Consider the following 14,766-nt stretch of genomic DNA (forward strand, 5'->3'; position numbering starts at 1 on the left):
TAGTATTTATTATTAATTTTGTCATTTGATATGCATCTAAATTTATTATTTCCAATAATAATAAATTAATGCAAAAAAAGCAGTCAAAATGACTACTACAACATTATTAATGACACTATATATCCTATAACTAAAGAAACCATATAAGAGACTAAAAGAATTTTAAAAGTATCTTTTTTATTTTCATTATATTTTATTAGCGCTAAAGTTCCTATTCCTGCACTTGTCGTTAAACCTGTAAGTAGAGCTCCAAATGTTAAACCACCATCTACATACAATTGAGTAAGAATAACAGAACCTGCACAATTAGGAATAAATCCAATAAATCCAGCAATAATTGGTTGTAGCAACCAATTCGTTTCTAATAAATTACTTAACCTTGCCTCACCAATACTATTAATAATTATCGTAAAAACTATATTAGTTAAAAGTATAAATAGAAAAATATTTATCGTATGCCTCAATGCTGGTAATATAATACCGTTTTGACATCCGCAATCACAAGGTTCAACTTGCAAATATTCATAATTAGCATAACTTTTATGATTGAAATAATCTATAATAAACCCAACCATTGTTCCAATAATAATTTTAATAATAACCAAAAGTGCTAACATCCGCCATAAATCAGGATGAATAGCCATAATAGCAAGAGCTTCGTCACTAGTAGCAATAAAAATAGCTAATAAGGTTCCCATCGTTAAATAACGCATTGAATATAACTTAGCAGCAATAACTGAAAAGCCACATTGTGGAATGCTCCCAAGCAAAGAACCAATGAAAGGTCCAACTTTTCCAAATTTCATTACTTTATTAATAATATCCTGGTTTGATAAATATTCAACTAATAAATAAGCTAAAAATAATACTGGTAAAGCCATAAGGGATTCTTCAACTGGTTCAAGCAAAATCTCCATACTATTCCCTCCCATCATTTAGATTAGTTAACTATAATTTATATATAATACCATAATATATAATATTTTCAATCTTTTTACAATTATACAATAAATAATAAAAAAGATAATAATCTAACTTAAACTCTTTATAAAGAGTTTAAAAAATTGAATACCTAAATCTGACTAAATAAAACATATTATTCCAACTTATGTTATAATAATGTTAGTTGTGAGGGCGCTTACATAATAATGGGATAAAAAAATTTTATTTGAAAGGATGTAGATATTATACAATTATAATATTATATTTTAATATACTTGTTAACTTTAATAGTTAATACTTCTTTTTGTATTATTTTATAGTTATGTAGTGCTCATACGGCTAAAAACTATAATAAAAAGGAGAAAAATATTATGAAAAAAATTATTGCATGTATGCTTTCAATGATGCTGTTTTTAGGTTCTTATATTAGCGTTAGTGCTGCTCAATTACCACAATTTGAAAAGGCTGCACTACTACTAGATACTAGAACTTCTACTAACGTTGATCAAACACAATTTATAACGCTTCATCCTGATGATGCTTATTTAGATGGAATATCAGCATCTATAATCAAACATACTATAACAGCTCACCGTGAAAATGATGGCAGTGTTACTCTTACTATTAATGAAATGATACATACTGTTAGAGGATATTATGAACATTTGGCTACTGACGCAAGTGGAGAAAACTTTATTCCAAGTAAAAATACAGCTTTTTATACATCTTCTCAAGGAATTACTACTACTTCTCTTAGTCCTGATAGTGTTTCGTCAGATGGTTATGTATATTTAGAATTCGCAATCACCCCAGCTGGTGGAGATGCAGTACTTTGCAAAAAAGGATATAAGATACCTGTAGATTACAATACCTATAGTACTGCCAATCGTGGTGGCTACCTTCCATTAAATAGTAATGGGATGTATGCTCCATGCTTTAGTGCTCAAGTTGCTTTTTTTAACGCTGATGTAAAAAAACTTACAGATAATAGTGTTGAAGTTATTTTGAATATAGAAAGCTCAAATACAAAACTATGGTTTAAACACATAGCCACAAGTAAAGATGGTGATATTTTTATTCCTCAAAAGGATTCATTGTATTATATTTCTTCTAAACCAATATCAAATCAAACATATAAGCTAATTTTACCAGAAAACAGTGTTTCTTCTGATGGTTATGTTTATTTAGAAGCTATCTTTGATTTACCAATTGGAATGACTAATGTTGGTACAATTAAATTAGCTATTAATAAATAAAAGATAAAAAGATGAAATTTAAATTTAGTTTTTAATTTATAATTTCATCTTTTTTTATTATTTAACTACAAGTAATAGTATTAACTTTATTTATTGAAAGTTTATAAAAAAATTGTTTCAGATAATAAAAAAGATGATTTTTAAGAACTAACTTAATTCAATCATCACATTTTATTCATTACTTATCTAATTTACTTAAAACTAAACCTATTCCTAAGCAAAGTACCGCAAAACCAAGAAATCCACCAGAAGTAGAAAGTAAGACTTTTAAGACTGTCACCCATTCTTCCAACATAGATACACCAGACTCTGCTGCTGAATTAGCTAATCCAATAAAACTATCGACTGTTAAAAATATAGTTATAATTAAAAATAATCCTGAAAAAACATAAAATAATATCGATGATTTTTTCTTCAATTTAAACACTCCTTTTTTAACTTACATATTAATAAAATAAAAGAGGAATTATTCCATATAGGTCAAATTCCTCTTTTTAATTAGATAAAACCTACAATTTTTTTAAAATATATAATATTTTAAATATTAATTAGATTTTTTTCTTTTCTTTGCTCCTAAGAATGCAATAGAAGCCAAAGCTAAACCTGCAAGTGATGAAATCATGCTAGTTGAATCACCTGTACTTACACTTGGAGCTTTATCTCCAGGTTTTACAGGCGCTGTAGGAATAACTGCTAGGTTATCAATACCTGCTTGTAATTTTTCTACAGCTGCTTCAATAGTTGCTTCATCAGCATTTTCATCTACTAATACTGATTGTGCATTAGATAATGCTTCTACAAATTTACCCCAAGATTCTTGAGTATAGTTTGCTACATTTAATGTTTGAGATAATGTTTGAGCTTTGTTGATTAAATCTTGTAATAAATCTTTACTTGGTTTTAATCTTAAGTTCAAATATGCTCTCATTAATGCTTCATATGCTGCATCTACTTCTTCTTGTGTTGCATCTGCATTTTCTAATACTGTTAATGCTTCTGCCATTGGAGCTGTTAATCCTTCTACTGTTGTAGCTATATATTTGCTTGTATCTAAACCATTTACCATATCATATAGATTTTGTAATAATGATTTATCTGCTCTTACAACTAATTGTCCAATTCCTTGTGTTAAGTTATTTAATGCTTCTACAACTTCTTCTTCTAATGCATTTTCATTATTCATTACATCTTTCGCTGCATCTAATGCTTCTTGGAAGTTTGCCCATGAATCAGTTGTATAGTTACCTTCTTCATATTTTTCAGCTTCTGCAATTAATTCACCTAACGCAGTCTTGTCTCCTTTTAAGAATTCAAGCATGTGAATTGCAGTTGATAAACGTGTAAATGAAGCATCGATTGTTAATTGATCTGCTGTTTCATCTGCTAAAATTGTTTCAGCTTCTGCTAATGCTGCTTCAAATTCTGCTACTACTGCAGGAACAACATTTTCTAAAGCACCTTGTTCTTTTAATACATTAGCAGTTTCTACTGCAATTTGTAATGCTGCTTTACTTGTTTCTACAACTTCAGAATCTTTTGCAAGTCCATAGAAATTCAATTCTGCAATAGATGCATATGCATTAGGTCTATCACCTAATGATTCGATAGCAATAAATCTTACATATCTAGCTTCTACTTTATCGAATTTAATTTCTTTTGCAACACCAGGTTCATCTAATGAATTACCATCGTTTGCTAAATATCCTTCAACTACTGGTGTAAATACTTTATTTTCACCTTCGTCATTACTTACTTCAATACGATAATGTGTAATGTGTCCATTTCTACTACTTTGACGTGCTAACATATCAACTTGTTCTAAGTTATATACAGCACCTAAATCAATAGTTACATATTGAGGTAATTTATAGCTACTACTATAATTTGAATGCCAAATTGTATTTTTGTCACCATCAATTACATTGCTTGCATCTTCTTGTTCAGCTGCTGACATACTTGATTCATCATAACGACTCATTCCTGATTGAGGAATTAAGTTTGCGCTTGATGGTTGATCATTATTAGATCCTTTAAATTCAAGATCTTTCATTGCATTAACAATATCAATTGTTGCTTTATCAATATCAGCTTGTGTAGTTGATTCTGCATCAATTAATTCTTTAGCAGCATCTACTGCTAATTTAACTTGTGCATAACTTTCAGCTGTATATAGATTTTCATGTAATGCTGTAAATTTAGCAATTTGTTCTTCTAATACAGATACATTTACACCAGCTACAACTTCCAATTCTTGAGTTGCTACAAACTCACCATCTTCAGATGTAGCAGTTAAAGTTACTGTTCCTTCAGAAATACCTTGAATTGCAAAGATATAAGTTGATTCTGTTGGAATCTTGATTACTTTTGCAATACTTTCATCACTACTTGTGATGTTATAGAATGGATTGCTAGCGTTATTTGGAGTAACAGTGGCAGAAACTTCTGCTAAACCTCCCACATAAACGTTTTTAGCACTTGATTCATCAAATTCAATACCTGTTACATTAACTGCTGTGTCAGTGATGAATTCGATTTCTCTTAAAGATAACATACGATTTGATTCACTACCAGTTTGAGTTCCTGTAGCAGTTCCATTACTTGTCATAGGAGTAATTACTACACGATCAATACTAGCAGCTTCTGCTGGTACTGTAAATTCAAATACATCTTGTGCAGAGCTAAATGTACCTAAATCATATTCAGTTTCACCACTATAACCTACTGCTTTAATACTTGTAACACAACCATTACCGCTTGTACGATTATATACTTTTACTGTTTTTAATGGTTCTGCATTATTGAATTCAAAATTCATATCTGTAGGAAGCTTAACTTCTTCTGCAATATCAGTTTCTGCTCCTAAATACCATTTAAATTCAGCAAGAGTTCCACTTGTATCACCATCAAATAAAATATCTTTCCAATTTGATTGTTGCCATAATTCGTCACCAGTCATGTTTTCTTTAACATCATTGCTGAATGAAATATTAGCAAAATCAGATACTCCTAAAATATTTTGAGTTTCTGGTGCTGTTGGAACTTGAGTAATATCAATTAAAGCATCAGCTTTTGATAAATCTTGTCCAACTACAACTGCTCTTGTTGCTTTAGTATCCCAAGTAAAGTCAGCATTAGCTTTAATTGTTACTTTAGCAATACTTCCAGTTCCATTAAGTAACTCTTGGTTTCCAACATTTGTAAAGCATACATAGTTGTCAACTGATCCATCATTATGGAATCTAGTTTTTGAGAAGTTTCTCATAAATACTGTTGATAATGAAGCTGATCCAAAGTTTGTAACTTCAAATAAATCACTATCAACTGGCATTTCAACACTAAATGCATTTACATTCTTTAATCCAATTCCATAGTAATCTAATGTTACTATATCTCCAGCTTTAATATCTGTTTTTGATGGAACGATTTCAATCTTACCATCTACACCTTGAGCTGCATTAGTAATTTGTTCACCTAATAAGCTAGCTACAAAGGCAATATCATATGCATCAATAATATCATTATTATCAATATTTCCTAATGTTGAGTAATCCCAATCACTATCAACTGGTTTTAATCCAACATAGTTTTCATAGAATGTTAAATCATTATCATCAACTGCACCAGAGTTGTTTACATCTCCAACAACCCAAGCATCTGTACCATCTACTTTATATGGTGTAATTTCTGAAGCTGAGAAGAATCCACCTTTAGAAGATAATACACTTAATTTTAAGTAACGAGCTTTTAATCCAGTTAATGGCATTTCTTTAATGTCTGCAACTTCCATGCTAGTGCTATATGTCCATGCATCATTAGCATTTCCATCCCATACTTTTGTATAGTTTACACCATCTAAACTTGCATAAACATCCATACGAGTAACTGTACCATTACCCTTATTATCCATACGAGGCTGGTAAGTTAATTTATCAAGTTGATAAGCTGCTCCTAAATCTAATGTTAACATTTGATCTGGAGTTACTGCATTAGTTGAATGGAACATTGTATTAACATCATGATCAAATGCACCAGCTAATTTACCCCATGAATCTCCATAAGCCCAAGTTGCAGTTACATTTGGAACATTACGATATGGATTGTCATCAGTTTTAATTGTGATTGAATTTGACCAATTTGAATAATGACCATTAGCAGCTACAGTACGTACACGATATGTATGTTCTGTTAAATAATCTAATCCAACTTGTGTATAATTTGTAGAATTGATATTTCTATATACAACACCATCTACTTCGATATCATAACTTGCTGCTTCATCAACCGCATCCCAAGAAACACTAATTTCAGAATCAGTTTTTGATACTTCACTTAATCCACTTGGAACAGTTAAATCTGCATCTAATACATCTTCACCTAAATCTTGTTCATTTTTAAATCCATTAACATTTACTGTAAAATCATAAGCAGTAATATCTACTTTTTCTGCAGATTTCACATATAATTTAGGAGTTGTTGTATCTTCAATACTTTCATAGTTAGAACCTTCTGTTGCATAATCTTTTACGATTACTGAAGGATTTTCATTATAGAAGTATACATTACCTGTTGCAGCATCATATTCTTCTTGAGTTGAAACTTGTCTAAATGTTACATCTTCACCTGCAACATTACCAGTTACACCTGTAGGAGCTTGTGATACATTTACAACAAATTCTGTAGATCTTTCTTTTACCATACCTACATAACTTCCAGTAGCTTTGTTAGCTTTTAAAGTTGCAGTTTCACCTTCTACATTAGAAGTTAATAGAGTATTGACAGATCCACCACCTAAAGTTTTTCCATCATCTTCATATGTTTCAAAACTAGTTGAACCATGTGGATAGAATTCTACAATACGTTGTGATCTATCTAAACCTTTAGTATTAGTTTCTGAAATTTCTTCAGGATTATTATTTTCTGCATACATTGGGATAATAGCCCCATTTTTAACAAATACAGGAAGTTTCCATAAAGGAGCATCAAAGTTATTTAATACTTGTCCACCTCTATATTGTTGTCCAGTAAAGTAATCAATCCAAATTTCACTTGTTGAAGGTAAATAGATATCATTTCTAATATCATTTCCATTAGCATCAGAATTTGTATTCTGATAAATTGGAGCAACTAAGAAATTATCTCCCCACATATATTGATATTGCGTATTAGTACCTAAAGTATATGGATTAGCTTCTTCTAAGAACATTGCTCTCATCATTGGTAATCCACCTTTAGCTGTAGCCTCATGTGAAATAGTATTAGTATAAGGCATTAATTGTGCTTTTAATTTTAAATATGTTCTATTGATAGATGTAGCATCTTCACCAAGAGCCCATGGTGATTTTTGGTTAGATCCCCAACCATCCATATCTAACATATAAGTAGTGAATGCTTTCCATTGGAAGTCACGAGCTTGAACCACTTGATTCTTTCCACCAAAAATTCCATCCATGTCACTACCAATATTTGGTTGTCCAGATAAAGCAGTTCCAATATAAGTTGGAATGTGGAATCTTATGTACTCCCATTGTCCTCCTGATTGGTCACCACTCCAGATACCACCATAACGTTGTGTACCTGCCCAACCATTTAAAGTAACAATATTTGGTTTTAAATTTGATTTTGATGCAATTGCATCATAAGCAACGCTGATACCATTTAAAGCCATTGAGTATCCAGCACCAACCCAAGCAACGTCAGTTTTTACTGAATGAACTCCAGCTTCTACTTCTTTATAAATATCTCGTTCACCCTTTTGAGGATTACTTGGGTCTGCAGGCCATAAGTTTGATTGTGTCCATAAACCTGTTTGAACCCCTTTAGAAATTGCATAATCTGAGAAATTCTTTAAATTTTCAATATCCCCAGCTTGGCTATCTGTTTGACCATATCCACAACCATAACCATCATTTGGTAAGAACCATCCAAGTGGCATATCATTATCTTCATGGTCTTCGATAATTTGTTGAGCTGTTGCATTTCCATCACCTAATAATGTTTCTTTTACTCCACCATTATCAGATTGTGATTCTTTATACCATTTATCTCCTAATTTAACTGCTCCACTTGTTCCTTCAGATACTTCTAACCAATAGTCACGGTTGTAACAGTTTAAATGTCCTAAATATGAAGCATATTCAGGCAATTCTGCAGGATTTCCTGTTAATTCATAGTAGTCACCTAAAATATCAACTGGTTGATCATCAACGAAATAATATGCATCAAATCGTTTTTCATTATGAGTAGTAGTTATTACATTACCATCTTTAGATCCAAAGTCATACTCACCAGGTTTCCAAGTGTTTCTTACAACACCATATCCATTAGTAGACCAATAGAAAGGATTAGGACTAGTTACTGATTTATCTACCCATGTATTAGTAGTAGCAATCTTAATAGATTTACCTTTATGTGAGAAACGTCCGTTTTGTGTTCCACCACCATAGAAATATTCATTTTCATCAGTTTTTAATGTTTGAACAGTACTTCCTGATTTATATTTTAATGGCGCTACTTCTTCCCATACTACTGTTCCATCAGCTTTCATTAATTTTACTAATGTTTGAGCCTTATTAATTTCAATTTTAATTTTTTCAGTTGAAATTGTGATAGTAGTATCTGTTTCCTCTAATGTTGGCTTAACATTATACTCTGTTTCATACTGTTCATCAGTTTTATTTGTAATAGTTGCAGTATGATCACTACTATTTGGAGCAGGATAATCTCTAAATGGCTCTCCTTCAGGTGCCATATACATTCTAAAAGCATTTTCTTCTAAGAATGTAAAACGGATTTTTTCTCCAGTTTGAATTGTTAAATCTACCTTATTCCCATCTACTGTAGCAGCTGTAACCGCACCTAAAACGTTATAGCCTGCAGCATCTGTAGCATAAGAAGATATCTCATCAGATAGTGCATTTTTCGCCGATAATCCGACCATTGTTGTACTAACCGTAGAAAGTGTCATCAATGTTGCTAATGATAGTACACTTATTTTATGAAATCTTTTTTTATTCATTTTGTTTCCCCTTTCTAAAAAAATATAAACTTTAATGCAAAATTATTTCTTTATTCACTCCTTTCTTTTTAGTTCCAACTATAGTTGAAATCTATGATTACGCTTTCAACCGTTGTTAATAATATAATGACTTAATTAAACAAACTTAAGTCATTAGTAACGATAATCATCGACCTTTATTTTTATAGGCTCTCTAATCATCCATAGATATAATATTACAAAAATAAAAAATAGTATTTAGAGTAGTTAAAAAAAAATTTGCACTTTTTCACAATAAGCAAAAATCCAAAAAATCACTTTCAAATTTTTCAGCAAAAATATAATTCTTTGTCAATTGGGCATTTACTCTTTACTCCAATAATATTCTAATAACAATTAAATTACTTATTATACTAAATAAAAGTGTTAAACAAATTAATAACACTTGTCTAACACTTATTATCTAAATCATTGTCACTTTTTAGTTATAATTTTTTAGGATCAAGCCTTGCACTCAAAACAGCAACTACTAATCTTGAAGTAATTTCATCAATCTCATCTTGAGTTGCTAAATTACTCTCATTAATATTTTTAGCTTCTTCTAAAATTTCATTAATACCAATAACTGTATTAGGTTTATACTTATCAATATTATTTACAATATTTTCAGCAAAATTAATAACTGATAATAATGCACTTTTATTTACCTTTAAAACTAAATCATTAACAACAGATAGTAATTCATTATAAATATGATCAACTTCATCTTGACTTACATTTGGCTCATTAAATATAATAACAGCTTCTTGCAATTTTGTTTGTAAAGCATTCCAACTTACTTCTGTATATTTATTAGAATCTAAACTATTAACTTCACTAATTAATTTTTCTAAATCTGATTTATTAACCTTTTGCATTCCTAACAATGCACTGTTTAGATTCCTTGTAGCATCTTGAATTAACTGGATATCTTTACTTTGAATATCAATTAAATTTTTAGCTATAGCTACTGCACTTCTTAAAGATATAATACTATCTTCTGGATAATCACTTAAATCACCATTTAATAGCTCATTAGCATTAATCAATAAAGTATTTAATTCTTTTCTTGCTGCTAATAATAATAAATTATCTTTTTGTTCTTCTAATTCTGTTAATAATTGATTTACATCATTTGCACTAATATTAGTAAATTCTGTTTCTAATAATCTTTCTGTTTCCTCTATTACTAATTTTAATTCTAAGAATTCTTCTGATGTATAATCATTTTCTAAGTTTTTACATTCTTCTAGTTTTGTTTGTAATTCATTTAACAAATCTTGTGATGCTCTTTCAATTAAACCATTAATTGCATTCTCTAAATCTGCAATGGCTTGATTCACTTCTACTTGACTAGCATCTTGATTTTCCAAAACTGATTCTGCATTTTTAAGTGCTATTTCTAAGATTGCATATGTATCCTTAGTATAAATATCTTCTATAGCACTAGCTTGAGAAACTAACGCTTCCAATTTACTTGTGTCAACATCAAATACAGTTATTGTACAAACATCTTGCTTTCCATTAGAAGTAGTTACTGTAATTGTTGTTTCTCCAACAGCTTTTGCTGTTACTAAACCATTTTCCACAACTGCAACAGTTTCATTATTTGATATCCAGCTAAGTGTCTTATCATCAGTTGTATCAATTGGATTGATTTGTGCTACTAAAGTTTCTGATTTTCCAACCTTTAGTATTAATTGATGTTTATCCAAAATTACTGATTCAATTGGAACTGCTTTTTTCGTCACAGTAACTCGACAAGTTGCGGTTTTACCATTACTTGTTATTACTGTAATTGTTGCTTCTCCAACACCTTTTGCCATCACTAAACCATTTTCTACAACTGCAACAGCTTCATTATTTGATGTCCATCTAAGTGTCTTATCATCAGTTGTATTAACTGGATTAATTGTTGCTACTAACTCTTCTGTCTGTTCTTCTTCAATCAATAATTCAGTTTTATTCAATGTTACATTCTCAATTGGAATATTTTCAACCGCTGGAATAACTGTAATTTTACATTCTGCTTTCTTTCCATTAACAGTTTCTACAGTAATTGTTGCAATACCTTTTTTTACTGTTCTAACTTCACCATTTTGATCTACTGTTGCTACACTTGGATTACTTGATTTCCATGTTAATTCTTTTGAATCAGTAGTATCATTAGGATTAATTGTTGCTCTTAATAGCTGAGATTTCCCCTCTTCAAGAGTAATTGCTGTAAGATTTAAAGCAACTGATGTGATTTCACTAATTACTGTAACAGTACATGTACTACTTATTCCATTGCTTGTTTTTACTGTAATTATTGCTTCTCCTGGATTTCTTGCTGTTATTAACCCAGTTGAACTAACTGTTGCAATTTCATTATCACTAGACATCCAAGTTAAACTTTTATCCTCAGTAGTATCACTAGGACTAATTGATGCTCTCAAACCACTTGTTGTTTGTTTTTTCATCACTAACTCTTTTTTATTCAAAGAAATTCCTGTAATAGGAACATGTCTATTAGTAATTGTAACTTTACTTGTATCAGTCAATCCATTGATATTTCTTACAGTTATTGTAGCTTCACCTTCTGTCAAGGCTGTTACAACACCATTTTCATCAACTGTTGCTACACTTGGATTACTTGAAACCCATGTTAATTGAGAATTATTTGCAATTGTATATGGTGTTAAAATTACTACATATTTTCTTGAATCATTAACATTTAAAGTCAATTCTTTTTTATCTAAATTCAAACCTGTATTAATCAAACTAAATGCATAACCATTTCTTCTCATATATAAATGAGCTTCAGAATCTTCTATTACTGATGCTACAACTTTTGGAGAGTTTGAAAAAATACGACTACCAATTCCATTAGAACTAATTGTATCTGGAAAAATAACACTTCTTAAATTTAAACAATCTGCAAATGCAGTATCTTGAATAGAACTTACACCATTTGGAATGACAACAGTATCTAACTTATCACAATATCTAAATAAACTTGTAGAAATTTCTCCTAATTTCTTAGGAAGTTTTACAGTCTCTAAGTTACTACAATAACTAAATGTTGAATTACCTATTTGAGTTACTGAATCTGGAATATCTATATTTTTTAAACTCACACATCCACTAAATACATTATCTCCCAAAGATACAATTGTATCTGGAATTTCTATGTTCTCTAAAGATGCACAGCCACTAAATGTAGCATTTCCAATTCTAGTAACCTGACTTGGGATATTAATATTTTTTAATGAACTGCAGCCACTAAATGATGCATATCCTAAACCTGTGACACTTTCTGGTAAAAATATACTTTTTAAACTGATACAATCTTGAAAAACACTTTGTCCAATACTTATTAAAGTATCTGGCAATTGTACTTCTTCTAAACTTAAACATCCCTGAAATGCACCTGAACCTAAAACAGTTACTCCTTCAGGTAAAGTAATACTTTTCAATCCAGTACAATGAACAAATGCATTTCCTCCAATAGATGTTAATGTACTAGGAAAATCAATACTCTCTAAAGACTTACAATTTCCAAATACCATTCCACCTATTGTTTTAATTCCCTCAGGTATTTCTACGCTTTTTAAGTTTATACAATCAAAAAATGCACCATAAGAAATAGATTTAATTCCGTTAGGAATCACTAAACTTTCAAGACTATTACAACCTGCAAAAGCATATTGACCTAATGAAACAACTGAATCTGGGATATTCATTGTTTGTAACTGGCTACATTGTGAAAAAGCATAGTTTTCAATACTAATTACAGTATCAGGAACTTCTAATGTTTCTATACTTTTACATTCAGCAAATGCTCCATAACCAATTTTTTTAACTGTTTTCCCACCAATTTCTTTTGGAATAACCAAATTCTTTTCACTTCCAGAATAGTTTAATATAATAGCTGATTCATCATCAATTAACTCATAAGAATAATCCCCACTAATTTTTGCATATACTTTGTTTTTCTCAGCATTACCAAAAATAATCGCTGGTAGTGAAATAACTAAAACTAGAAGTATTTTTAATAGTTTTTTCATATATCCTCCTTTTCTTTATTTTATAATATTTATCTAATATAACATAAATAACACTTAAATTTTTATGAATGTTAATTAGAAATAAATATAACTACTTTTAGTATATTTTTTTTTAACTTAATTGTAAACACTTTCAATAATTATTATAAATAATTTATTAAAAAAAACAAAGCAAGCATCTAATTATTAAAATAGACAACTTGCTTATATAATTTATTTTATTTCTTTCTCTTTAAATGTATATCCTTGCTTATTATAAAATTCTTTTATTTTCGCAATAGAGTATTTATCATTTTCAATAAAACTTATTTGTTGTTCATCAGCCTCCTTAACTGCTACTATATCAACTTTATTATAATCCCACTTTTCTTCAAAATCAAAACTAGTATCTGTAACCTCTAAAGAAACCTCAATTCCTTCTATCTGTTCATCAATAGATTGACGATTAATTAACTCTGCCAAAATCTCATTATTCGTTACAGTTTTCTCTAATCCACTGTATTTTGTTTTAAAGATTCCATAAGTAGCTACACCACTTTCACTGTTATACTCTATTTCAATAGTTGATTTAAGTGTTTGATTATCCATTGAACTACTTAATGTACCAATTAACTTTTTATCAGCTTTTACATCTTTAGGTCCACACCCAATAAGCAGAATTGTGACAAATAAAAAAATAAAAATCTTTTTTTTCAATTCTTTTTCCTATACCATTTATATGATACTTTTCCTTTCCTATTAATATTTTTCTAATAAATAATATAACATATTTATTTCAAATAAAACACTTATTGTTATTTATTGAAAATAAATCATTATAATGTGCAATTATCTCTAAAATGAATTGTATTTATTCATGGTATTATCTATAATATTCAAATTACTCAACACACACTCTTATTAATTTTTAAAAAAAATTAATATTTGATTCTTTTTCTAATTAACATTAAATAATATCGTATTATATATTTAAACTCCCATTTATTGATATGTTTTATAAGATTCATCTATATTATTACTAATATCACTATTTGCATGATTTACCTACGCTTTTTTATTATTTAATACTATTAAAAAAAGTTTAATATCTTTTAAACAATTAGCTAAATCTAGAAATATTATTTTTACTTTTGACTAGAAAACAATATAATGATTAGAAAAAACAGGCTATCTCAAGATCAATGTCATTAAGTTAAGAAGATAAGAAAGAAGTCATAAGTATAGAATATAAAAAATCTATGCTTATGGCTTTATTTTATGTACACAAAAAAGTACAGTCTTGAAACTGCTTTTCCAAAGGTATATAATAGTCGTGTGTTAGTCAAACCTATAGTTGAAACATACGACTTTTTTGGCAGAAACATGACGTGTGCTGGTTCTTCCTGGTCGGACAGGAAGTATTTCTTTGGCTATCAGGTTCTCAACGGGTGATTTTTTACCCGTTTTTTTGTTTAGAAACCTTCTTATGATATGCGATGCCCTTGTA

At 29.6% G+C, this 14,766-nt stretch carries 6 protein-coding genes; 1 reads left to right on the top strand and 5 read right to left on the bottom strand.

Translation table 11 applies throughout. The features are described 5' to 3' along the window. Window positions 1-95: 95 nt before the first annotated feature. Window positions 96-917: a putative manganese transporter gene (locus BMW96_RS09535; protein ID WP_092354954.1), complete on the bottom strand. Its 822-nt coding sequence runs from the start codon at window positions 915-917 to the stop codon at window positions 96-98. Between the two features lie 396 nt (window positions 918-1,313). On the opposite strand from BMW96_RS09535, the gene BMW96_RS09540 reads away from it, so the two are divergent. After that, on the top strand, window positions 1,314-2,198 hold the full coding sequence (locus BMW96_RS09540) for a hypothetical protein (protein ID WP_092354957.1): 885 nt from the start codon (window positions 1,314-1,316) through the stop codon (window positions 2,196-2,198). Window positions 2,199-2,376: 178 nt separating this feature from the next. Here the strand turns inward: BMW96_RS09540 and BMW96_RS09545 are convergent, their stop codons facing one another. From BMW96_RS09545 to BMW96_RS09560, 4 genes are all read right to left on the bottom strand, one after another. Then, complete coding sequence (locus BMW96_RS09545; RefSeq protein WP_092354960.1) at window positions 2,377-2,616, bottom strand: hypothetical protein; 240 nt, start codon at window positions 2,614-2,616, stop codon at window positions 2,377-2,379. Window positions 2,617-2,742: 126 nt separating this feature from the next. Next, window positions 2,743-9,213 carry a discoidin domain-containing protein gene (locus tag BMW96_RS09550; protein ID WP_092354963.1) on the bottom strand — a complete coding sequence of 2,157 codons (6,471 nt, stop codon included), beginning with the start codon at window positions 9,211-9,213 and terminating at the stop codon, window positions 2,743-2,745. Between the two features lie 464 nt (window positions 9,214-9,677). Then, window positions 9,678-13,280 carry a leucine-rich repeat protein gene (locus BMW96_RS09555; RefSeq protein ID WP_092354966.1) on the bottom strand — a complete coding sequence of 1,201 codons (3,603 nt, stop codon included), beginning with the start codon at window positions 13,278-13,280 and terminating at the stop codon, window positions 9,678-9,680. 213 nt (window positions 13,281-13,493) lie between these two features. Further along, window positions 13,494-13,976 carry a hypothetical protein gene (locus tag BMW96_RS09560; RefSeq protein WP_092354969.1) on the bottom strand — a complete coding sequence of 161 codons (483 nt, stop codon included), beginning with the start codon at window positions 13,974-13,976 and terminating at the stop codon, window positions 13,494-13,496. Between the last annotated feature and the right edge of the window lie 790 nt (window positions 13,977-14,766).

This window comes from Thomasclavelia cocleata (genome assembly GCF_900102365.1).
GTDB classification, from domain to species: domain Bacteria; phylum Bacillota_I; class Bacilli_A; order Erysipelotrichales; family Coprobacillaceae; genus Thomasclavelia; species Thomasclavelia cocleata.

Excerpts from the sequence above, each read along its gene's own strand:
- BMW96_RS09550 (WP_092354963.1), bottom strand. The coding sequence starts at position 9,213 with ATGAATAAAAAAAGATTTCATAAAATAAGTGTACTATCATTAGCAACA.
- BMW96_RS09535 (WP_092354954.1), bottom strand. The coding sequence starts at position 917 with ATGGAGATTTTGCTTGAACCAGTTGAAGAATCCCTTATGGCTTTACCA.
- BMW96_RS09540 (WP_092354957.1), top strand. The coding sequence starts at position 1,314 with ATGAAAAAAATTATTGCATGTATGCTTTCAATGATGCTGTTTTTAGGT.
- BMW96_RS09555 (WP_092354966.1), bottom strand. The coding sequence starts at position 13,280 with ATGAAAAAACTATTAAAAATACTTCTAGTTTTAGTTATTTCACTACCA.